At 71.2% G+C, this 21014-nt stretch carries 24 protein-coding genes; 9 read left to right on the top strand and 15 right to left on the bottom strand.

The genetic code is table 11. The annotated features are described in order from the left end of the window. Window positions 1-41 precede the first annotated feature (41 nt). Window positions 42-254 carry a hypothetical protein gene (locus tag AS594_RS03445; RefSeq protein ID WP_069925592.1) on the bottom strand — a complete coding sequence of 71 codons (213 nt, stop codon included), beginning with the start codon at window positions 252-254 and terminating at the stop codon, window positions 42-44. Window positions 255-494: 240 nt separating this feature from the next. Between AS594_RS03445 and AS594_RS03450 the strand changes: the two genes are divergently transcribed. Next, window positions 495-1049, top strand: a complete 555-nt coding sequence (locus AS594_RS03450; protein ID WP_069925593.1) for a hypothetical protein — start codon at window positions 495-497, stop codon at window positions 1047-1049. Window positions 1050-1108: 59 nt separating this feature from the next. Here AS594_RS03450 and AS594_RS03455 read toward each other — a convergent pair whose 3' ends face one another. The 5 genes from AS594_RS03455 to AS594_RS03475 all read right to left on the bottom strand — a co-directional run bounded on the left by AS594_RS03455 (window position 1109) and on the right by AS594_RS03475 (window position 5945). Continuing rightward, window positions 1109-1576, bottom strand: a complete 468-nt coding sequence (locus tag AS594_RS03455; protein ID WP_069930245.1) for a GNAT family N-acetyltransferase — start codon at window positions 1574-1576, stop codon at window positions 1109-1111. 431 nt (window positions 1577-2007) lie between these two features. Beyond that, window positions 2008-3639: a phospholipase D family protein gene (locus AS594_RS03460; protein ID WP_069934941.1), complete on the bottom strand. Its 1632-nt coding sequence runs from the start codon at window positions 3637-3639 to the stop codon at window positions 2008-2010. Between the two features lie 262 nt (window positions 3640-3901). Beyond that, window positions 3902-4573, bottom strand: coding sequence for a flavodoxin family protein (locus tag AS594_RS03465; RefSeq protein WP_079148304.1), 672 nt, complete (start codon window positions 4571-4573; stop codon window positions 3902-3904). A gap of 227 nt (window positions 4574-4800) precedes the next feature. Next, on the bottom strand, window positions 4801-5148 hold the full coding sequence (locus AS594_RS03470; RefSeq protein ID WP_069925595.1) for a DoxX family protein: 348 nt from the start codon (window positions 5146-5148) through the stop codon (window positions 4801-4803). A gap of 161 nt (window positions 5149-5309) precedes the next feature. After that, window positions 5310-5945: a TetR/AcrR family transcriptional regulator gene (locus tag AS594_RS03475; RefSeq protein ID WP_069934942.1), complete on the bottom strand. Its 636-nt coding sequence runs from the start codon at window positions 5943-5945 to the stop codon at window positions 5310-5312. A gap of 141 nt (window positions 5946-6086) precedes the next feature. Between AS594_RS03475 and AS594_RS03480 the strand changes: the two genes are divergently transcribed. Both AS594_RS03480 and AS594_RS03485 read left to right on the top strand, forming a co-directional pair. Continuing rightward, complete coding sequence (locus AS594_RS03480; protein WP_069925597.1) at window positions 6087-6734, top strand: DUF5701 family protein; 648 nt, start codon at window positions 6087-6089, stop codon at window positions 6732-6734. Window positions 6735-6920: 186 nt separating this feature from the next. Continuing rightward, complete coding sequence (locus tag AS594_RS03485; RefSeq protein ID WP_069930247.1) at window positions 6921-7805, top strand: alpha/beta fold hydrolase; 885 nt, start codon at window positions 6921-6923, stop codon at window positions 7803-7805. Here the strand turns inward: AS594_RS03485 and AS594_RS03490 are convergent. Continuing rightward, on the bottom strand, window positions 7756-8241 hold the full coding sequence (locus tag AS594_RS03490) for an anthrone oxygenase family protein (RefSeq protein ID WP_069925598.1): 486 nt from the start codon (window positions 8239-8241) through the stop codon (window positions 7756-7758). The two genes, AS594_RS03485 and AS594_RS03490, sit on opposite strands and share 50 nt — an antisense overlap. A gap of 200 nt (window positions 8242-8441) precedes the next feature. Between AS594_RS03490 and AS594_RS03495 the strand changes: the two genes are divergently transcribed. Continuing rightward, complete coding sequence (locus AS594_RS03495) at window positions 8442-9095, top strand: TetR/AcrR family transcriptional regulator (RefSeq protein ID WP_069925599.1); 654 nt, start codon at window positions 8442-8444, stop codon at window positions 9093-9095. Window positions 9096-9191: 96 nt separating this feature from the next. Here the strand turns inward: AS594_RS03495 and AS594_RS44455 are convergent, their stop codons facing one another. Beyond that, on the bottom strand, window positions 9192-9332 hold the full coding sequence (locus AS594_RS44455; RefSeq protein WP_167367978.1) for a hypothetical protein: 141 nt from the start codon (window positions 9330-9332) through the stop codon (window positions 9192-9194). 168 nt (window positions 9333-9500) lie between these two features. On the opposite strand from AS594_RS44455, the gene AS594_RS03500 reads away from it, so the two are divergent. Continuing rightward, window positions 9501-9944: a flavin reductase family protein gene (locus AS594_RS03500; RefSeq protein WP_079148489.1), complete on the top strand. Its 444-nt coding sequence runs from the start codon at window positions 9501-9503 to the stop codon at window positions 9942-9944. Between the two features lie 74 nt (window positions 9945-10018). Here the strand turns inward: AS594_RS03500 and AS594_RS03505 are convergent, their stop codons facing one another. The 3 genes from AS594_RS03505 to AS594_RS03515 all read right to left on the bottom strand — a co-directional run bounded on the left by AS594_RS03505 (window position 10019) and on the right by AS594_RS03515 (window position 11931). Beyond that, the gene (locus tag AS594_RS03505) at window positions 10019-10222 is read right to left on the bottom strand and encodes a cold-shock protein (protein WP_069925601.1); all 204 of its coding nucleotides are present in this window, start codon (window positions 10220-10222) and stop codon (window positions 10019-10021) included. A 264-nt stretch (window positions 10223-10486) separates the two neighbouring features. Beyond that, window positions 10487-10798: a hypothetical protein gene (locus AS594_RS03510; protein ID WP_069925602.1), complete on the bottom strand. Its 312-nt coding sequence runs from the start codon at window positions 10796-10798 to the stop codon at window positions 10487-10489. Between the two features lie 176 nt (window positions 10799-10974). Then, a complete protein-coding gene (locus tag AS594_RS03515) occupies window positions 10975-11931 on the bottom strand; it encodes a helix-turn-helix domain-containing protein (RefSeq protein ID WP_240508922.1) in 957 nt (318 codons plus the stop codon). Between the two features lie 96 nt (window positions 11932-12027). On the opposite strand from AS594_RS03515, the gene AS594_RS03520 reads away from it, so the two are divergent. Then, window positions 12028-13536: an alpha/beta hydrolase gene (locus AS594_RS03520; protein ID WP_069933485.1), complete on the top strand. Its 1509-nt coding sequence runs from the start codon at window positions 12028-12030 to the stop codon at window positions 13534-13536. Window positions 13537-13608: 72 nt separating this feature from the next. On the opposite strand, the gene AS594_RS03525 is transcribed toward AS594_RS03520, so the two are convergent. Beyond that, complete coding sequence (locus AS594_RS03525; RefSeq protein WP_069925604.1) at window positions 13609-14496, bottom strand: glycoside hydrolase family 19 protein; 888 nt, start codon at window positions 14494-14496, stop codon at window positions 13609-13611. A 203-nt stretch (window positions 14497-14699) separates the two neighbouring features. On the opposite strand from AS594_RS03525, the gene AS594_RS03530 reads away from it, so the two are divergent. Then, window positions 14700-15320 (top strand): L-threonylcarbamoyladenylate synthase, encoded by a 621-nt coding sequence (locus AS594_RS03530; protein WP_069925605.1) that lies wholly within the window; start codon window positions 14700-14702, stop codon window positions 15318-15320. A gap of 86 nt (window positions 15321-15406) precedes the next feature. On the opposite strand, the gene AS594_RS03535 is transcribed toward AS594_RS03530, so the two are convergent. The 3 genes from AS594_RS03535 to AS594_RS03545 all read right to left on the bottom strand — a co-directional run bounded on the left by AS594_RS03535 (window position 15407) and on the right by AS594_RS03545 (window position 19255). After that, window positions 15407-16129 carry a transporter substrate-binding domain-containing protein gene (locus AS594_RS03535; RefSeq protein ID WP_069925606.1) on the bottom strand — a complete coding sequence of 241 codons (723 nt, stop codon included), beginning with the start codon at window positions 16127-16129 and terminating at the stop codon, window positions 15407-15409. A 49-nt stretch (window positions 16130-16178) separates the two neighbouring features. Further along, on the bottom strand, window positions 16179-17798 hold the full coding sequence (locus AS594_RS03540; protein WP_069925607.1) for a sigma-70 family RNA polymerase sigma factor: 1620 nt from the start codon (window positions 17796-17798) through the stop codon (window positions 16179-16181). Between the two features lie 149 nt (window positions 17799-17947). After that, window positions 17948-19255, bottom strand: a complete 1308-nt coding sequence (locus AS594_RS03545) for a phytase (RefSeq protein ID WP_069933484.1) — start codon at window positions 19253-19255, stop codon at window positions 17948-17950. A 168-nt stretch (window positions 19256-19423) separates the two neighbouring features. On the opposite strand from AS594_RS03545, the gene AS594_RS03550 reads away from it, so the two are divergent. Both AS594_RS03550 and AS594_RS03555 read left to right on the top strand, forming a co-directional pair. Then, a complete protein-coding gene (locus AS594_RS03550) occupies window positions 19424-19939 on the top strand; it encodes a hypothetical protein (protein WP_079148488.1) in 516 nt (171 codons plus the stop codon). Between the two features lie 178 nt (window positions 19940-20117). Continuing rightward, window positions 20118-20966, top strand: a complete 849-nt coding sequence (locus tag AS594_RS03555; protein WP_069925609.1) for a GNAT family N-acetyltransferase — start codon at window positions 20118-20120, stop codon at window positions 20964-20966. Window positions 20967-21014: the final 48 nt, after the last annotated feature.

Consider the following 21014-nt stretch of genomic DNA (forward strand, 5'->3'; position numbering starts at 1 on the left):
ACGGGCTTCGGTGCACGGCCCGGACGGACAACATCGACATCTCAGCCGCCGATGTCCCCGATGCCGCCGATGATCCCCTCCAGAATTCCACCGAAGTCCAGGCCGTCCTCGTCCTCGGGGGCGGGAGCGGCGAACTGTGCGTACTGCCCGGCTTCCGCGGTGCGGGCCTGAGCCGTTGCCACGTTCGACAGGAAGAGCACCGCGGTCGCCGCCAGGGCCGCGGCCGTGGTCGCGCGCACGATTTGTCTGAACATTGATTGCCTCCCAATGGGTGCCGATCCGATGCGGACTCTGGTCAGCCGAACACCCGGCCTTCGATACGGCCACCTCAGCGGAGCAGAAGGGTGAGCACCCTCCGCGCCCATGTGGTGGTTGCGCCGACGACGAGCCCAGGGCGGCGATGGCGCGTCATGGCGGATCATGAGCAAGCCGGAACGTTGCCCGGTGAACCAGCCCGAGTCCCGTCGGACGCACACCACACAAGGATCAGCAGGTTGACCCCGCACTCTCTGGCGTTCTACATGGACGTCGTCACCACCGGCACCGTGCTGGGCGTACGCCCCACGGATTCTCCCGGCCGCGTCACCGAGGTCCTCGGTCCGGACTTCTCGCAGAACAGCTTCGACGACCAGAGCATGTTCCGTGACTACGGCCTGGCCGAGTTCTTCTGGCACCGTGCTCGCGCCGACCACTCCTGGTCGGGCCACCACTTCACCTTGCAAGTGCACCGGCTCGCCCCCCGGGGCGGCTCGCTCGTCAACGAGGCGCTCCGGGCCCGGTACGGGCGGTTCACCCCCAGGGTCCGGTTCGAGAAACTCCGGCGCCTGCTGCACCGGCGCGGCGTCCCCCTGCCGGAGATTCCAGAGATACCGGGGAACGCACCGTACTACCGGACGTTCTGGCAACCCGATTCCCAGGTGGCCGTCTCCGTCATCGGCACCTACGGCGAGTACACGACACCGGACAAACTACGGGTCGGCGACGTGTACAGCATTCAGGCCCCGGTGACCGCCGCCGAAGTGGAGTGGCGGAAGGGGCTGGCCGGGTAGCACCGCACCGGCGACCATCGGCCCAGGGCTCAGGGGGAAACGGAGACGGCCTTCGGCCTTCACTTCAGGGTCAGGAGTACTTCGTCGATCTCCCCGCCGCGCTCCTGGGCGAAGCCCCTGCCGTGCTCGGTGATGACGAAGCCGCACTTCTCCAGCACGCGGATCGAGCCCACGTTGTCGGCCACCACGTGGGCGTGCAGCGGCCGGGTACCGTCGAGATCGATCAGCGCCACGAGCGCCGCCGTGGCGATTCCGCGCCCCCAGTGCGCTCGGTCGATCCAGTACGTGACCTCGCGCTCGTCCGGCGGACCGTACACCGCCGCGTGGCCGACCACCTCGTCGTCGGCGACCACGGTGCGCATCAGGACCTCAGGGTTCGAACGTATCCTCGCCCAGTGGGCGTCGAAGTGGCCCCGGTCGTAGTGATACTGCCGCGTCACGGCGGCCACATGGCGCGCCGCCGGGTCGGAGACGTGCCTCCAGAAGGCGGGCAGGTCTTCGTCGCGCACTTCGCGGAGAAAAATCATTGTGGTGGTGCCTCCTGGGCTCGTCTTGGTGACGAAGCCTAGGGTGTTGTTCCCCGTGTCGTCACCGAGCGGGTCGCCGCTGTGGCCGGCGGCGGTCAGGTCGGTGTCCGCGTGGAGGCCCTGCTCGTCGTCGACGGGCGGCAGCCCCGCGTGCACTCTGGCCAACTGCCGGCGCACCGAATCCACCGCGCTGGAAACGGCGCGCGCCACGCCCTCCACGACCTCGTCCCCGTCGGCTCGTTCGGCCCCCGAAGCCTTGACGGCAAGTTCTTCGTCCCCGTTCATGCTGGGCGTCTGCCCAGCCCGTTCGACAGTAGTCGCTGTGCCCAAATCTAATTGAGTTCCCACAACGGCCCGTCTCAGTCATGCCAATTCCGGTGGATATCCCGGCTCTCGCTCAGCCGCGTCTCCCCGTGCTGCCCACCCGGTTCTCAGTACGTGTTGCGGCGGCGAAGGGTGAAGGGACGGCCGTCGGGGTCGACGAGAAGGCGGTACAGCGGCATGGAGAGCGCCCTCGCCGGTTGCGAGAGGTCCGGCGGGCGGTACGTACGAAGACGGCCCGGAGGCCGGGGCCCCTTGCGGCCGCCGTCGTACCAGGAGTCCAGGGCGGCGGCACTCGCCGCGAAGGCGTCGAACGCGCCCACCGGGTCACAGAGCGCGTCCGCCGCGTCGGGCGCGTCAGGTTCCTCCCGGTCGGGTGCCTCCCGGTCGAGGTGCTCCCGCGAGAGCTCCAGCCGCAGGTTCCTCGCGAAGCGGCGCGCACCGTCCCCGAGGCCCCCTGGATCACGCGGCTCACGGGGATCGGCTCTCTCGTCCAGGACCACGCAGTCGAGTTCCGAATCGTGGGTCCAGGAGCGGAGGTTGATGTTGTCCGAGCCCACCGAGGCCCAGACGTCGTCGATCACGCACACCTTGGCGTGTACGTACACGGGTGTCCCGGCGTGGTTCTCCAGCCCGTACACCGCTACCCGGCCCTCGCCCCCGCGCCGCAGCTTCTCCAGGGCCGAGATCCGGCCGACCAGGTTCATCGGCAGCGTGATCCTGCCGTCCTGTTCGGGGGCGGAGGGGATGACCGCGACGAGGCGGAGGCCGGGGTTCGCGGACAGCGCCTCGGCGAAGAACTTCACGACGTGCGGAGACCACAGGTACTGGTCCTCCAGGTAGATGAGGGCACGGGCCCGCCGCAGTGCCTTGAGGTATCCGCGCGCGATGCTGCGCTCGCCGTCCGGCGCGAAGTCGTAGCCACGCAGCAGACGGTTCGGGTAGGTGCGCAGCACTTGGACCGTTTGCGTCCCCCGGGGCCGGGGGTCTGGCAGCTGGGGCGGCAGCGGGTCGGCGTCGGTGTCCTCCCGGTGTGCCCGCTCCCGCAGGCGGGTGACCGGGCTGCGGCTGAGCGGGGACGGGTCGTCCCAGCGCTCACGGAAGCACGCCTCGATGTCGCCCACGACCGGCCCGCGCAGGGCCAGCTGGATGTCGTGCCACGGAGGGCGCGGTCCGTAGGCGGCGGAGATGTGCTGTGACTGCGGGTCACCGTGATGGGCGGCGTCGTCGTTGCGGTTGTGACACAGGTCGGTGCCGCCGACGTACGCGATGTCGAGCTCGGGGCGGTCGGGATGCCGGAGCACGACGAGCTTCTGATGATGGGAGCCGCCGGGGCGCACCCGCATGTCGAGCAGGCACTCGCCGCCCGCGGATTCGATCTCCTCGCCGAGGTGGCGGTTCTCGGTCTCGCTGAACTGGAAGCGGTCCAGATGGGAACGCCAGACCAGCCCCTTGACGATCACACCGCGCCGCGCCGCCTGGCAGAGGACCGTGCCGATCTCCGTTCCGTGACCGTCCAGGCGCTGGTCGGGGTCACCGCGCCAGTCGGTGAACAGGAGCAGGTCACCGGCGCGCTGGGAGCGCACCGCGGCGAGGAGTTCCCGGAAGTACGTCGCACCGTGGATCAGGGGCCGCACCTGGTTGCCGTCCGCCCAGGCCGCTCCGTCGGGGCGGCGGGAGTCGAGACGGGTCGCGGGATTGCCGCGTTCGCCGGAGGTCAGAAGCCAGTCGGTGAGTTCCACAGCAGGGGTCCTCCTCCGCCGCCGGTACGGTCTCGCCGGTGGGGTCCGCCGATCTGGTCTCACCGGTGCGGTCTCGCCCGTACGGCTACCCGCTTCACGCCCTCTCATCCGGAGCGCAGGGCGCCGCGACGGCGGCCGCTCCCGGGCCCTGTGCCCATGGTGCGACGTGCCGGGGTGTCGCGCCCGCCGCGGGAAGGTCCCCACCTGGGCGGCCACGCTGTGTAGCCGTTGGACGACATTGTTCGGGGGCGGTGATCGCCGGCTACCGGGCGCCGGCCTCCTCCTCGTACGGGAACAGGGCGAGCGGGGCCTCGCGGCTGAAGAAGGTCTTGGCCCGGATCAGAGCCCGCTCGTCGTCCCGTACCTGCCCGGGACGCGAACCGTTGCCGAGCAGCAACCCGCCGAAACGCATCCGCAAGTACGCCGCCGTGTGGCTGAGAGTGATCTCCAGACCGCCGGCGACGACCTCCTCGCTGTGCGCCATGACGGTCACGCCCCACAGAGTCCGCCCCGCCATCCGCTCCTTGAAGTCCAACCCGGGCACCGCCAGCCAGCCCGACCAGTAGTCGAGGTAACGCTTGGTGTGCGCCGAGAGGGTGTACCAGTACAGGGGCGAGGCGATCACGATGTCGGTGGCCGCCAGCGTCGCCTGGCGAAGCTCCTCCTCGTTCTCCCCGGCCGGCCAGCCCTCGGTCTCGTGCCGTCCGTCCTGGAAGTCGGGCAGCGGCAGCCGGGACAGGTCCACCCATCTCTGCGGGACACCGGCGGGCAACTGCGCGGCCGCGGTCCGGGCCAGGATCTCGGTGTTGCCCTCGGGGCGGGAGCTGCCCAGGACGAAGAGGAACGAGCGGTCGGTACCACTGCTGGTGCCGGTCTTGTCGGTCGTGCCGGTGATGTCGGTCGTACCGGTGGTGTCGGTGGTGCCAGTGGTCATGTCTGCTCCGGTCTCGGACCCTCGGGCGCCGACGCGCAAGCCTCGTGGCGCGGCAGCCGGCCGGGGGCGGCGGTAGGTTGCCTCGCTTCCAACCCCCGTGCCCCCGGGGCGTATTCCGTGTCCGGCGCGGGTACGTCGCCCGACCGGGCCGAGCAGAGCGCGACCGGCCCCGCCGACGCCACCCGGACGGACCGCAGTTGCGCTGACGCTGCCGGCCGTACCGGAGGTCAGGCGACGGGCCCGAGCACCAGGGCGCCCACCACCGGAGCCATGTAGAGCAGCGGGAAGGGAATGTGCACGTACGAGCGTGCCCGGGCCACCGTGACAACGGCCCCGGCGAAGTACAGCACCAGACCGATACCGGCCAGGACACCGATGACCGGCACGAACAGGCCCGCGACCAGGCCCGCCGCCCCAGCCGCCTTGGCCGTGCCGAGCCAGGGCCACCACGACTGCGGCACGCCGTAGTCGGCCAGCGGCTCCACGACCCACTGCACGCGGAAGAAGACGGAAGCGGCCGAGAAACCGGCCGTGAGGGCGGCCAGAAGGCTGACGACAACGTAGGGAGCGGACATCGCGGTACTCCTCAGCAGGCGGGCGCCGGTGCGGGCTCGCTCCGGCGGTGTGCGGTGAGTGCTTCACCGCATTGACGTGCCGCGGTCCGCGAATGTGACAGGACGGCTGAGAAATCCGGGCTGCCGGGCACGCGTTGCCGTCCGCTGCCGGGCCCGCACGCTCACTTCACGGCGTAATCGCCGAGCGAACCCTCCAGCAGGCCGAAGACGCGGTGGGCCGAGACGGTCACCGTTTCGGCGATCCGCTCGTCGCTCCGGCCGTCGAGGGTCAGCTCCTGGATACGCTGGAACAAAACCCGGTGGGCGGCGCCCAGTTGGGCTGCCGCCGCCGGGGGGACGATGTCGTCGGCGGCGGCCCCGGTCTCGGTGGCGAGGAGCACGGCCAGCGCCTCTTCCCGCTGGTCGTGCAAGTCGCGCAAGCGCGCCACCAGCGTGGGACTGTCCGCGATCATCCGGGCGAACACCTCTCCGGAGAACCCGATGACCGGATCGTGCAGCCCGACCGCCGCCAGGAACTCGCGCCGCAGCGCGGCCAGTGCCGATTCCCCCTCGCTCCGGCCCGCGACCGTGCGGGCGAGTCCCTGAACGAACTCGTCCTGGTGATCGAAGGCCAGGTCCTCCTTGCGGGCGAAGTAGTTGGTGACGGTCTTCTTGGCCACTCTGGCGGCCGCGGCGATCTCGGCGATGGTCGTGGACTCGAAGCCGTTCTCGATGAACAGCCTGGTCGCGTGGTCGGAGATGAGCTGCCTGGTTTCCTGCTTCTTGGACTCGCGCAGCCCCATGGGTTCCCTACTCATGCGGCAATCTTACACCCGACATACATTTACCCTTGACGCATTACGCACCTCGAGGCTAACTTTACGTTCGTAGCAAGTTTCGGTGGCCGCACGGTGAGCCGACGAAGCCTCCGCACGCGCCGCTCCCACAGGAAGGCCCGCATGACTGATTTCGACGCCGGCACCGAGTTCGACCGCCAGATCAAGACACTGCTCGACCTGGGCTATCCGGCCCTTGCCCAGACGACAGAGGCCGCCTTCCTCGATCTCGTCGAACCGTTGCGCGAGCCCGTCCTCGCCCGCGCGGCGTCCCTGCGACCGCCGACCGAAGGCCGGATTCCGTTCCTGCTGGTGGTCACCAGGGCGCTCGTACCCCTTGAGGAGGCGGTACCGCTGACCACGCTCGCCGGCAAGAGCCGCCCCGGAGTCATCGAGCGCTTCTACGCACCCGGCGAGCTGGAAAGGTTCGTCTCGCTCAAGGAACTGGAGCTGCCCGAAGGCGAGGTGTACGTCGCCTTCGACATCGACCGGGGCGAGGAGTTCTGCGACGTCGTCCCCCTGGACGCTCTTGCCGCGCTGGAGGAGCGGGGCCGCACCCCGCTCACGATCGAGGAGGGCCTGGCGTTCATCACGCAGTACCCCGGGGCGCTGGCCAAGAACAAGTGCTTCTCACTCGGCGGCACACGCCTCGGAGACCGCCGGGTCCCGGCACTGTGGATCAGCAAGGGCGCCCCGAAGCTGGGATGGTGCTGGGAGGGCAATCCGCACACCTGGCTCGGCCTGGCCTCCGCCGGCGGCCGCAGCAGCTGACAGCTCCCGCCGGACCCGCCCGCGTACGGACAACTCGCCCGCGTACGGACGACTCCCGGCTCCGAAGCGGCGTGCACCCGGACGCACCCGCGCGGCCGCCTTCGCGCGGCCGTCTTCGCATGACGGATGCGGCCACCGGGCAGACGCTCCGCAATGTCCGGGACGGGAAGCGACCAGGGAGACGTCATGTTCGAGGGGTTCACACTGACGATGCGGGAAGGCGAAGGCGCCCGGCTGCGTGTACGTCACGGTGGCGCCGGGCCCGCGGTGTTGCTCCTGCACGGCCATCCGCGCACCCACGCGACCTGGCACCGGGTGGCCCCGTTACTGACCGCCGCCGGGTACTCCGTGGTGTGCCCGGACCTGCGGGGCTACGGGCAGTCCTCCAAGCCCGCCACCGACGCCGAGCACCGCCCGTACTCCAAACGCGCCATGGCCGGCGACTGCGTGGCGCTGATGCGCGGCCTGGGACACCATCGCTTCGCCGTGGTCGGCCACGACCGGGGCGCCTACGTTGCCACCCGCCTCGCCCTGGACCACCCGGAGGCGGTGCGCTGCCTGACCGTGCTGGACGCCGTCCCGATCGGCGAGGCGCTGCGGCGGTGTGACGCCCGGTTCGCGGCGAGCTGGTGGCACTGGTTCTTCCTCGGACAGACCGACAAGCCCGCCGAGCGCGTGATCAACGCCGACCCGGACGCCTGGTACCGGGGGGCCCCGGAGGAGATGGGAGCCGAGGCGTACGAGGACTACCACCGCGCCATCCATGATCCCGGCACAGTGCACGCCATGTGCGAGGACTACCGCGCGGGTCTGGGTATCGACCGCGCCCACGACGACGCCGACCGTCTCGGCGGCCGGCGCATCGACTGTCCCGTCCAGGTGCTCTGGGCCACGCGCGACGACATGATCGACCTCTACGGTGACGTTCTGGCGGTATGGCGCGACTGGGCCGGCTACCGGCTCGTCGGCGGCCCCATCGAGTCAGGTCACCACATCGCCGAGGAAGCCCCCGGAGAACTCGTCACCGCACTGCGCGACTTCTGGAGCGGGTCTCCCCCGGCCGCAGGGTGAGCAGGATCAGCAGGGCGAAGGCAGCGAACGCGGCGGCGGTGCGGGCGTAGTTGAACGCCTCCCAGCGGCCCAGGATCTCCGCGTGATCGACGGGCGCCGACGTGGCTGCCCACTCCTTGATCCGACCGTTGATCGGGACGTTGCCGAGCCGGGTGATCAGGAAGGACGCCAGCGCCAGCAGGCCGGCACCACCGGCGAGCCACCGCGCCGTGCCGCGCGTCATGGCCGCGAGCGTCAAGGCGCTGAGCACCGACAGCCCCATGGCGCCCTGCACGGTGATGCCGTTCATCCTCATCAGCTCGGTGTGGAAGTCCAGCCTCATCTCCAGCGGTACGGCGTTGAACGTGGGGACCAGGTTGGCCGCTCCGTAACCGAAAGCGCCCGCGAGGGCGCCGGTGGACAAGAGGGCGATCCCCTGGATGATGCGTACCCGCATTCGCGCTACCTCCGGGTCTCAAAGTTCACGATGGGGCGTACGGGGCGGAGGTGGGCGAGGAGCCCGTCGCTCGAATGCACGGGGCTCCGATTCATGGCGCTCCGACCAGGCGGGAGGGCGGGACAGGCCCGCGTCCCGCTACGATCCTTTACAGGACTGTAAGATATGCACCTCAAGCAACTTTGACAAGGGTGTAAGAGTTGAGCGAGTCAGAGACCACTGCCACCCCCTCGGCTCCTCAGCGGCGCCGCCGCGCCGACGCCGAACGGAGCAGATCCGCCGTACTCGACGCGGCGATGCGACTGCTCGCCGAGCGGCCGGACGCCGGTATGGCGTCCATCGCCACGGCAGCCGGCGTCACGCGCCAGACCGTCTACGCCCACTTCCGCACGCGCGACGAGCTGTTGGAGGCGGTGGCCGACCGGGTCACGGACGAGGCCAGGGCGGCGATGGACGCGTCAGAACTGGAGGAGGGTCCGGCCCTGGACGCACTGCTGCGCCTTCAGGACATCGGCTGGCAACTGTTCACGCGGCACCCCGTGATGCTCCAGCTAGGGGCCGCCCCCACGAGCGACGAGGCCGACCGCGCCCGCCACGAGCCGGTAGCGCTCCGGCTCGGACGGTTGATCGAGAGGGGTCAGGCGGCGGGGGAATTCACCGCCGAGCCGTCCGCCGCGTGGCTGGTGGCCGCGGTGGTTGCCCTGGGGCACGCCGCGGGCAACGAAGTCGGAGCCGGCCGGATGACCTCCGACGAGGCGGCGGTCTCCCTGCGGGCCGCCACGCTCGGGGTCCTGGGCGTGCAACCCGGTGTGCGACAGGGCGGCAATGCGGCAACGAGCTGTGCGGGTCACTGAACTCAGCAAGGGCGCGCCGCACACCGGCCCCTCAGGCGACGCCCGCGCGCCGCACGCCGGCCCCGCAGGCGCCCGCGCGGCGCCCTGATCTCTAGCTCAGTCCGCGTCGCGGTCCTCGACTTGGTACGTCTTCGTCCAGGCCGCTCCGCACCGGCAGCGGAACTCCTCCACCAGTTCACCCTCCGGCGAGACCACCATTCCCTTGTGGAGCCGGACGTGCACATGCTGCTTGCTCATAGAAGCCACTCTTCACTCGGGGGACTGGCCGAACATAGTGGACATATGCACCTGCCTCTCCAATGACGCAGGTCACACTCCCCCACGTATTCCACATCGCGAGACGAGAGGGCACGGTACGGTCCCCGGGTGGAACTCGACACGTTCACCGATCTGCTCGACTACCCGATGTACCTGGTGACGGCCGAGGCGGCGGACGAGCGGGCGGGGTGCCTGGTGGGTTTCGCCTCCCAGTGCTCGATCCATCCGCCCCGCTACACGGTGTGGCTCTCCAAGGCCAACCACACGTACCGCGTGGCACGTCACGCCTCGCACCTGGGCGTACATCTGCTGCGCCGCGACGACAGGTCACTGGCCGAGTTGTTCGGCAGCGAGACCGGCGACAGCGTCGACAAGTTCGCCCGTGTCGCATGGGAGCCGGGTCACGGCGGGACGCCGGTGCTGGGGGAAGCCTGCGCCTGGTTCGTCGGGCGCGTTCTGGACCGCTTCGAAGGGGGAGACCACGTCGGCTTCCTCCTGGAGCCGGTGGCCGAATCCCCGCAGGTTCCGGGTCGCCCCCGGCTGCTGCGCTTCACCGACGTCAAGAGCCTGACGCCGGGCCACCCCGCCTGACGGGGCGCACCAGACGCGCCGGGCCCCCGGGAGCAGTGCTCCCGGGGGCCCGGCGTACGTACCGACGTCAGAGATCAGGCGAGGGTGATGTTCTCGGCCTGGGGGCCCTTCTGGCCCTGCGTGACGTCGAAGGTGACGGTCTGGCCTTCCTGGAGCTCACGGAAGCCGGAAGAGTTGATGTTGGAGTAGTGCGCGAAGACGTCCGGGCCGCCGCCGTCCTGGGAGATGAAGCCGAAGCCCTTTTCGGAGTTGAACCACTTGACGGTTCCGCTGGCCATGCTGGTGCCTTTCAGTCGATATCGGATCCGCACCGCGCGAACCCGGAGGTGATCGCCCTGGTTCTTTGGCACTGCACAGCAAAGCGCCCACGCCATAGCGCGGGCAGGAACTGCGAACCACGACATCTGCCAGCGACGTTACACGGCGGAACCGCCGCTCACCAGAGAGCAACGGCCATTCAGTTGAGATGATCGAGAGCGTTTCCCCGGTGACCGGCGCGCCGAGCCCGACGTACGTGCGCTGAAGCCGGGCGGGCGGGCCGGCTACGTGTCGATGCCGGTGACCGCTGTAGGGCCGAGCGGTGCCTCGTCCTCGCTGAGCCCCGCTTCACGCAGGGCGGCGGCGGCCACCTCCTTCGCGTGCGTCTCCGCGCTGCGACTGTCGTCGGCGTCCACTTCGAGCCGGATACTGAACGTTCCGTTGTCATTGACGGTGAGGATGTCCAGGTCCTCCGACTGGCCCAACGAGGTGTGGTGGGGGTCTGCGGGGCGCAGGCGCCGCACGACGGCGGCTCGCGCACTCTCGTCCGGTTCGCGCAGGAACGTGCCCGGAATGGAGATGACGTAAGTGGTCACACGGACTCCTCGGTCTCGTACGGATCTTTCTCCCTCGTTACGAGTACCCAAAGCCCGGCGCAATCCCTTCGGCCGCGCCCGCACGGATGACGGCGCCGCCCCTGCTCCCGCCCCGACGGGCCCCGGGCCGGCGCCGGTACGACGCCGCGACAGGCGCTGGTACGGCGCCAACCGGACTAGGGGGTCCGGCCGTCGGGGGCAGGGGCCGGCCGTCCGGTCCGGGTCTTCAGGGCGGCGCAGAGCCAGGAATGGGCGGCGCCGGCCGTGGGTTCCGCCGGGCCGGACGACGGGGCGCGCAGTTCGGCAGTGAGTTCCCAGTAGCGGGCGATGACCGGATCGGCGCCCGGAGGGAGCAGGCCGGGGAGCCTGCGGCGGAAGGCGGGGGTGTCCCGTGTTCCGCGTGAGGCGGCGTAGGCGGAGACGAAGCAGTCGAGTGCCTCGCCGCCGCGAGGTGGCCGCCGTGCCCGCAGGTCCGCCGAGGCCAGCGCGTATGCCTCGGCGAGACCTTCGTAGAGCACGGCCGGGCGGTACTCCGCGTCGGGCAGGAGAAAGACGGGCCGGCAATCGACCGCGCGGTGGCAGGGGCCGGAGACGAGGGCGTGCAGCCGGGCGAAGATCAGCACCTGGGCCGGGGTGGGTTCAGCGGGGGGCTGCGGAACGGCCGCGTCGAGAACCTTGGCGGCCAGCCGGGCCGGAAACCGCGCGGGCAGTGTGCGGCGCCAGAAGCGTGCCAGCGCGGCCGTGCTGGGCGGGGTGTCGATGGCACCGATGAGGCGCAGCCGCTCGGCACGCTCCTCAACGGTGCAGTCCCCGAGCAGTTGGAGGGCGGCCTCGCGCCAGCGCAGAGCGGTCAGTTGGGAGCCGACCTCCCGCAGCCGGCCCGCGACCGCGTCCTCCAGCGCGTCGTCCCGGTCGAGGACCCGGCCGACCTCCGTCACGGGCAGGCCGAGGGTGCGCAGGGAGCGGATCAGACGGAGCCGGTCGAGTGCGTCGGGGCCGTACCGCCGGTGGCCCCCGGCGCTGCGGGCGGCCTCGGGCAGCAGGCCGCGGTCGGAGTAGAAGCGAACGGTCTTGACGGTGACACCGGCGCGCTCGGCGAGTTCTCCGATGCTCCACATGCCGTCGGGGAACAAGGATTGAACCTCCCTCAGGGGGAGTTCCTACCGTACCGGTGAGCGCGGACCGCCCGTCAGGCCGGCCGCGGGAACCGGACGTGCGAGGAGGCGATCATGACGGTGTTCGTGCTGGTGTCGGGGCCCTTCACCGGGGGCTGGGTGTGGCGGGAGGTGGCCGCCCGGCTTCGGGAGTCGGGTGCCGGGGTGTACCCGGTGACGCTCACGGGCATGGGGGACCAACGCCGTCCGGCCGGGCCGGACACGGACTTGGAGACGCACATCGAGGACGTGGTGCGGCTGGTCGACGAGATCGACGCGCCGGATGTGGTCGTCGTCGGCCACGACTACGGCATCCACCCGGTGCTGGGCGCCGCCGACCGTCGGCCGGAGCGGATCGCGCGGATCGTGTATCTCGATGCCGGCATGCCGCAGGACGGCGACCCGGCCCTCGCGGTGGTGCCCGACCAGGCGGTCCGCGAGCGGTTGTCGCACGCCGGCGGGCAGACTGCGGACGACTGGCGGATCCTGCCGCCACAGCGCGACGAGTGGCAGCGCTGGGGCAGCACCGAGGGCATCCCGGCGGACGCGCTGGCACGCCTGGACCGCCTCGCCGCGCCGCAGCCGTCCGGCACCTTCACTCAGCCGCTGCGGCTGTCCGGTGCGGCCGCCGCGATACCGGCCACCGGCGTCCTGTGCACCGCGAACGGGACGGACATCGCCATGGTCGAACTGCTGGTGGCATCGGGCCCCCCGCAGTACCGGGCGCTCGCCGACCCCCGGGTGGGGTTCTTCGAGATCGCCACAGGCCACTGGCCGATGCTCTCCCGCCCCGACGAGTTGGCCGGCGTACTGCTCCGGGCCGCGGCGGGAGAAGGGCACCGCGTGACCGCGGCGCCGGACGAGCGGCCCGCCCACCTGCGGCCCTTCCTCCTGGACGTACCGGAGCAACCGCGCGAACGGGTGGGACGGATCGATCTCCATCTGCCGGACGCCGACCGTCCCCGGCCGGCGGTGGTGTTCGTCCATGGCGGCCCGGTCGCCCCCGACCTGAGGCCCACGCCGCGGGACTGGCCTTCGTACGTCGGATACGGCCAGTACGTGGCGAGTCTGGGAGCGGTCGGTGTGACGCTCGATCACCGGCTGTACGGTCTCGCCGACTACGCGCGTGCCGCCGAGGACGTCGCAGCGGCGGTCGGGCTCGTCCGCGCCGATCCGCGCGTCGACGGGGAACGGGTCGCCCTGTGGTTCTTCTCCGCCGGCGGGCTGTTGTCGGCGGACTGGCTCGCGGCGCCCCCGCCGTGGCTGCGGTGTGTGGCGATGACCTACCCCGTGCTCGCGCCGCTGCCGGGGTGGGGGGTTGTTGACCCCCGGTTCCGCCCCGCCGCCACGGTGAGTTCGTCGGGGGAACTGCCGGTCGTACTGACCCGGGTGGGGCTGGAACACGCGGCGATCGCGGCGACGGTCGAGGAGTTCCTGAGCGCGGCCGGGAACTGCGAGGCCGATGTCGAGGTGGTCGACGTGCCGCTGGGCCACCACGGATTCGAGACGGTCGACCACACCGGGCAGACACGTGACGCCGTGGACCGGGCGGTCCGGTCGGTCCTGGGCCACCTGCTGGGCTGATACCTGGTGCGGCCGCGGATCGGAGGACACAGTGTCTCCCCGGTCCGCGGCCCGTTCAGGGGCGGCCCGCTCTCAGCAGTAGAGGTTCGAGCCGGTGGGGACACCCAGGATCTGGGTGAACTGCTGGTACTTGGTGACGCGGCTCTGGACCTGCGCCGGGTTCTTGCCGTCGCACTCGAGCGAGCCGTTGATCGAACGGATGGTGTGGCCGAAACCGGCCTGGTTGACCATGGCGTTGTGGCCGGTCATCGTGCCGGGACCGCTCTGGGTGTTCCAGTACCAGAGGCCGGTCTTCCACGCCACGGCGGCCTCGTTCTGGACGCGCCACGGGTTGCTGAGCAGGTCGATGCCGAGGGCGTCACCGGCGGCCTTGTAGTTGAAGTTCCAGCTGAGCTGGATGGGGCCGCGCCCGTAGTACGCCGCCTGGCCGGCCGGGCAGCCGTAGGACTGGCTCCAGTCGCAGTAGTGGGGGTAGTTGGCCTGGTTCTGCTCGACGACGTGCACCAGTCCGCCGGTCTCGTGGCTGACGTTCGCGAGGAAGGCCGCGGCCTCCTGCTTCTTCACCGTGTCGCTGCCGGTGTTTGCGAAGCCCGGATAGGCGCTCAGGGCGGCGGTCAGGCCGCTGTAGGTGTAGAAGGAATTGCGGTTCGGGAACATCTGGTTGAACTGCGACTCGCTGACCACGAAGCCGGACGGGGACGGGTTGCCGCCGCCGCCGCACGTGTGCGGGTTCCAGTACCAGGTGCTGACCGTCGGGTCGTAGCCCGGGTTGTCGTGCTCCGCTATGTAGTACGCGCCGTTGTATCTGACAACGTTGCCAGTCGTGTACCAGACACCCTGCTGCCAGTTCGGCGCGGTGTCGCAGACGGTCGCCGTGGATGCCGTGGACGCCGCTGTCGCCGAGGGCGTCAGCGTCACGGTGAGACCTGTGGCGACGAGGACCGCGGCCAGCAGGGCCATGAGGCGTGTTTTCAGCACTCGATCACTCCTTCTGAGCACAACGGCCGTACCCGGACGGTGCGTTGACCTCCGGGTGCGGCCGCGGTGGGGGGCTGCGGTCCACACTCAAGCGCGATGTCATGATCAAGTCAAGGTATAGACCAATGCCTTCCACCGTGGCGTCTCGGCCCGGGCGCACCGGCCTGATCGCGTAGGCTCGGCGAATGGCGAAGTATTTTGACGTGCACCCCGAGAATCCTCAGCGGCGCACCATCGGCAATGTGGCTGACATCATCCGCTCCGGCGCGCTCGTCGCGTACCCGACGGACTCCTGCTACGCACTGGGATGCCAGCTGGGCAATCGCGACGGGCTGGGCCGGATCCGGTCGATCCGCAACCTCGACGACCGTCACCACTTCACCCTGGTGTGCCAGGACTTCGCACAGCTGGGCCAGTTCGTGCACGTCGACAACGACGTCTTCCGCGCCATCAAGGCAACGACGCCCGGCAGCTACACCTTCATCCTCCCCGCGACGAAGGAGGTGCCCCGCCAGCTGCTCCACCCGAAGAAGAAGACCGTCGGCGTACGAATTCCCGACCATGCCGTCACCCAGGCCCTGCTCGCCGAGCTCGGCGAGCCGCTGCTCTCCAGCACGCTGCTTCTGCCCGACGAGGAAGAGCCGCTGACCCAGGGCTGGGAGATCAAGGAACGCCTCGACCACGTGGTGGACGCGGTCGTCGACTCGGGCGACTGCGGCACCGAGCCGACGACGGTCATCGACTTCTCCAGCGGCGAGGCCGAGGTCGTACGCCGGGGCGCGGGCGACACGACGCGGTTCGAGTAGCGGCTGCCGAACGGATCGCCACGGTACGTACGGGAGCCGCCGGAGCGGCCGCACAGCCGGCCGGCGCGCCTGGCGCAGGCCGGCTCCTACGCGGGTGGGGCGACCAAGGTGTCGGGCTGGCCGGCGCGCCGGAGGGCGTCCACGACGAAGCCGCCGGCCTTCAACTCCTCGACCACGTCCCGGAGAAAGCGGACCGTCTCCGGCCGCCGGCTCCTGGTCGTGCCCACCGCCTGGCGGATCTCCATGAACCGGCCCTCGATCAGCCGGAGTCCCGGATGCTCCGCGACGAACCGGGTCATCGGCTGCCGGATCCCGGCCGCGACCTCCAGGCCCTGGGCGCGGAACGCGTCGACCCCCTCCTCTCCGCGCACGACGGTCGCGTACTCAAGGGTGCGGGAGAGGAAGAGGTCGTAGGCGGACCCGCGCTTCACGCCGATGCGCACGCCGGCACGGTCGATGTCGGCGACCGCGGTGAAGCCCGAGTCGCGGGGCACGGCGAACACTCCCTCGACCACGACGTAAGGGGCCGTGAACGCGACCTCCGCCTCCCGTGCGGGCTCGACGGCCAGGAAGCACAGGTCGGCGCGCCCGTCCGCCATGGCCTCGTACGACTTTCGCGCCGCGTCGAAGCAGAGCAGTTCCACCGGTACGCCCAGCCGGGCCCCCACCTCGCGCGCGATGTCCACCGTCACCCCGGCCGGCGCCGCCGGTGTGCCCTGGGCCAGTACCGGATTGCCCAGGTTGACCGAAGCCCGCAGCGTGCCGTTCGGCGCGAGGTCTCTGGTGATGGCAGCAGTCGCGATCGTCATGGAGCGGAGTGTAGGACGGCGCCTCGCGACCGGGCGCCGGCGGTCACTGTCAGCGCGACGCTCCGAAGACCTGGGTCCACCAGGGGCCGCCGGAGCCCTCGTGCTTTCCGATGCCTATTTCCTTGAACGAGCAGTTGAGTATGTTGGCGCGGTGGCCGGAACTGTTCATCCAGGACTCCATCACCTCGGCCGGGGTCTGCTGGCCGCGGGCTATGTTCTCGCCGTACGTGCTCCACCCGTATCCGGCGGCCGTGATGCGTTCGCCGGGGCCCGCGCCGTCGGGGTTGGTGTGGTCGAAGAAGTCGCGGGCGGCCATGTCGGCGGAGTGACGCGCGGCCGCCGTGTCCAGGCGGCTGTTCTGGCTCACCGGGCCGCACCCGTTCTCGGCGCGTTCGGTGTTGACCAGAGCCGTGACCTGCTGGGCGAAGGACGAGGGGGCCGTGTCCGGCTGGACCGCCGGACGGGGCTTCGGCGGCGCCGGACGCGGGGAGGGCTTGGACGGGCTCCGGGTGGCGCTCTTCGTCGGCGTCGGCCGGGGGGACGTCTTCTTCGACGGCTTGCCGGCCGGTGAGGCGGACGCGCTCGGCGAGGCGGCCGACGACGAGGGCGCCTTCGGCGTCGGCAGGGCAGGCCGCGTCGAGGCCACGACGGGCGGCCGGGCCGCCTCGGCGGCGGTCTGCGAACGGGTCGCCTCCTCGGCCTCGCCGGGCTTCAGCAGCGTCAGGCCCGTGTAGCCGCCACCCCCGACCAGCAGCACCGCTGCCGCCGCCGCGGCGGCCCGCCGGCGCCGCGACCGCCGGCTGTGCCGCTCCTGACGGCGCCCGGCGGACGCGAGCGGCTCGGGGGCGTCACCGTGCGACGCGGCCAGGCCGAGCGGCCCGGTCTCACCGGGGACGACCGCGGCGGCCAGCGCGGCGCCGACCGGAACCAGCGCCAGGCCGACCAGCAGCCGTTCGGCCGGCACCAGCTCCGCGCCGTACCCGGAGCAGACGGTGCAGTCGCGGGCGTGGCGTGCCAGCCGTTTGCGCCACAGCGCGGACGGCACCCCGCCCCACAGGGCCAGGGCGTCGTCCAGCAGTACACAGCGCGGCACCGCCGACAGCGCGCGTACGACCACGCGCGCCGTCTCCAGCTGCGCCTTCATCCGCTGGACCCGCACGGCCGTGTGCTGGGGTGACAGTTCCATCGCGGCGGCCACCTCGGCCCGGGTGAGCTCGCCCGCCGCCTCCAGCCACCACAGCGACAGCAGGGCCCGGTCGTCGGCGTCCAGCCAGCGGGTCGCCTCAGCGACTTCGCGGCGCTGGCCCGACAGGCCGAGGCGCACGATGGTCAGGTCCTCGAAGTCCGCGCCGGGGTCGGCCACGTCGCGGACCTCCGCCAGCTCGCCGCCCACCTGGTCCGGGCGGCTCCGCCGGCTGTCGCGTATCTGGTTCATCGTGATGGCCACCAGCCAGGACCGGAAGCTCTCCGGATCGCGCAGCGAGCCGAGGGCGCCGAGCGCGCGGATCAGCGTCTCCTGCACCACGTCGTCGACGTCGGCGTGCCCGCTCAGTGCCCGGCCCACGATGTTGTAGACGAGTGGCAGGTACGCCGCGACGAGCTCGTCCTGCGCCCGCTGGTCGCCGCCCTGCGCCGCCCTGACCACCACGGCATCACGTTCGCTGCCCACACTCGGCTCACTTCCTCGGGCTGGGCCCGGTCCTCGCTGTTCTGTCCGACACCAGGGAGACCGGCTGCCCGGGAGCGGGATAACAGAAAAGCAGACGCGATCCGTGGCGGGACTTCGAGGGGCGGTCCCGCGCCGCGACGGCGGGGGCGTCAGTCGTCGATACGGTCCATGACACGTCCGAGGTCGACGAACTTGAATCCGGTCGCCTCACGCCCCTCCGGGACCGACGGTGTGTCGTGGCCGTCCTGGACCACGAGCAGGCCCCGGGGGTACCTGCTGCCGAGAGGGGCATTGAGGACGGCTGCGCCGTCGCACTCCTCCGAGCCGTCGACGGTCCGGCCGGCGGTGACGCGGAAACCGCCCTCGTACTCGTTGTCGTCCTGCGTCTCACGGTCGTACAGGGCGAACGTGTCGTCCCCCTGGCTGGAGGCGAGGACGTACCCGTCGCCGTCGGCCTCGGTGAGCAGTGTCAGCCCCTCGACATCGGCCGCGAGGTACGAGCCCCCGAACCCGGGATCGGCTCCGGGGGCGCACTCCTCGGTCTCCTCGTCGTACACGCCCGGCACGCCGTACTCACGGACCTTGTCGACAAGGTCCGGTGTCCCCGTGAGATCGGCGCGCATCCGCCAGATCCCGACGTCCTCCTGGCCGGCGTAGAGCGTGCCGTTGGCCGGGTCCACGACCATGCCCTCCAACTGGGGCAGTTCGCCCGGCTCGGCGCACGGGGTCCAGGAGGTTCCGTCGGGGAGGCGGAACGCGGACGGCAGATCGAGGGTCCGGACCTTGCGGTACGTGACCCTGCCGTCGGCGGTGGGGGTGATTTCCAGCAGGGCGACGGTGGTGCGGTTGCGGCGGCTGACCAGGGCGTAGGAGCGGCCGGTCGCCGGATCGGTCCACACCGCCAGGCCGTACGCCGTCTGCTGGTCGTTGACCTCGTCCTGTCCGGCCGAGAAGACGCGCGGGGCGGCCGGGTCGGTGACGTCGGTCAGCGGGCCGCCGGTGTTCCTCCGGTCTATGCGGTAGAAACGCAGCCGGTCGTGGCCGCGGTCAGTGGTGACGGCCAGGTCGGCGCGCCCGGCGGGCAGGCGCAGGCCGTGGACGAGGTCGACGTTGTTGAAGCGGCCGGGAGCGTCGTCGGGGCCGGGTGCTGGGGGTGCCGGTACCGACTGCACCTGACGGGCGTCGAGATCGTAGACGCGCAGGCCGCCTTCCTTGGCCGTCGCGATCACCAGGCTGTTGTCGGGGTCGGCGGGGTTGCGCCAGATCGCGGGGTCGTCGGCGTTGGCGCTGCCGCCCGCCTCGTCGTCGTACAGCGTAGGTGTTTCCGACCGCGGTGTGACGGTGGGGAGCGGGTCGGAGGCGTGGGTGAGTGCCTGGGCGGGCGTGAGTGCGGCGATCGCCGCCATCGCGGTACCCAGCGCCAGGGCGGCGGAGCGGGCGGGACGGTTCATGGCCATGGAGATCTCCTCGCTGACGGGAACATGACGATCAACGGGCGTGAGCATCCAGCCGTGGAGTGGCCGACAGGCGTACGGCGCCCCGTACGCGCGTGTGCGGACCATGAACTCACCACGCCGACTGGTACATCTCTCCCAGGAACCGGCCCTCTCGTGGGAGATGACGTCTTGTCAGAGAGCTCCAGCAATACTCTCCGCCCGGCCCGGCGCGGGGAACCCCTCCAGCGGCTGCTGTTCGGCGGCGTGTACGGAACGGTGCTGGCCAGCGCCCTGGCCGCCGCGCTGGAGAGCGACAGCGGCTCTCCCAATCCCGGTTACGACGCCGTATGGGTCCTGGTGGCCGCCCTGGCCTCGGCGGCGGCGCACGGCTACGCCCATGCCCTCGCCCACCGGGTGGCCCACGACGTGGCGGTCACCAGCACGCTCCGGTCCGTCCTGGCCGAGTGGCCCCTGCTGGCGGCGGTGCTCCCCACCGTCGCGGCGCTGCTCACCGCGCACGCGGGCTGGTGGGACGAGGAAACGGCTCTCGTGGCGGCTCTGGCGTTCAACACGGTCGCGCTGTTCGGCTGGGGGCTGTGGGCGACGCGGGTCGCCGGTCGGAGCTGGGCGGCGGCGTGCCGGGCCGGCTGCGTGGACATGCTGTTCGGGCTGTTCATCATCGTCGCGAACGCACTGAGCAAGTAGAGGCACTGAGCAAGTGAGCGACGCGCCGAAGCCGGACCGGCAGCGGCGTGGAAGATCTCGGGGCGGTGCGGAAGACCCGAGGCGTTCACGCGGGCACCCCCCAGGCACGCGCACCGATCGGAACGACGGCGCGGACGGCCGTTGGTGCGCCGGGCGGAGCCCGTGGTGGGATGTTCGTATGAACGAGTCGTCCCTGTGTGACCGCATCGAGCAGTACTACGCCACTGTGCCGCTGGTGTTCGCACAGGCGGAGGAGTTCGGCTCCCTGCGCCTCTTCGTACGCAAGGAGGCGGGCGCCCCGTACTACGGCGGCCCCGGCCACGCCCGCCCGGCCTCGGCGGGCGGGCGCGTCAGCCCCGGCGACATCGACCGGGTGCGGGCCCGGCAGCGCGAACTCGGGGTGCCCGAGGCCTTCGAGTGGCTCGCCGAGGTGACGCCGTCGCTGCGTGCCGGTGCCGAGGCGACGGGCCTTCCGGTGGCGGAGCGCCCGCTCATGGTCCTCGACCCGCACCACCCGCTGCCCCCACGGGACCTGCCCGCCGGTGTCACCGTCCGGGCCGTGGGTGCCGAGGACCCCTCCCTGCCCGCCGTACTCGCCCTCCCCCGGCTGGCCTTCGCCGCGGAAGGCACCGCGGTGGGGCAGGCGGGCCGCGCCGAGCTGATGGCGGTGGCGGACAGGCTCACCGCGGACGGCACGGCCGCCACGATCCGCCCCTCCCTGGACGCCGGCCACAAGACGCTCGTCGCCGCGTTCGCCCCGGACGGGACTCCGCTCGCCGCGGGCCACTACCACCCGGCGAGCGGCGCCACCGAGATCGGCGGCATCGGCACCCTCCCGGCCGCCCGCCGCCAGGGCCTCGGCGCGGCGGTCATGGTGGCCCTGGCCACCCACGCCCGCGACAACGGTGTCCGCACCGTCTTCCTCGCCTACGCGGAGGAGGCCGTCGCCCGTATCTACGCCCGCCTGGGATTCCGTCCGGCCGGCACCACCCTGCTCATCGCCAACCAGCCGGCGCGTGGCCAGTAGGCGTGCGTCGCGCCCCCGCCGCGCATACGCCAGGGGCGCGCCGGGTCA

This window comes from Streptomyces agglomeratus, assembly GCF_001746415.1.
GTDB lineage: Bacteria > Actinomycetota > Actinomycetes > Streptomycetales > Streptomycetaceae > Streptomyces > Streptomyces agglomeratus.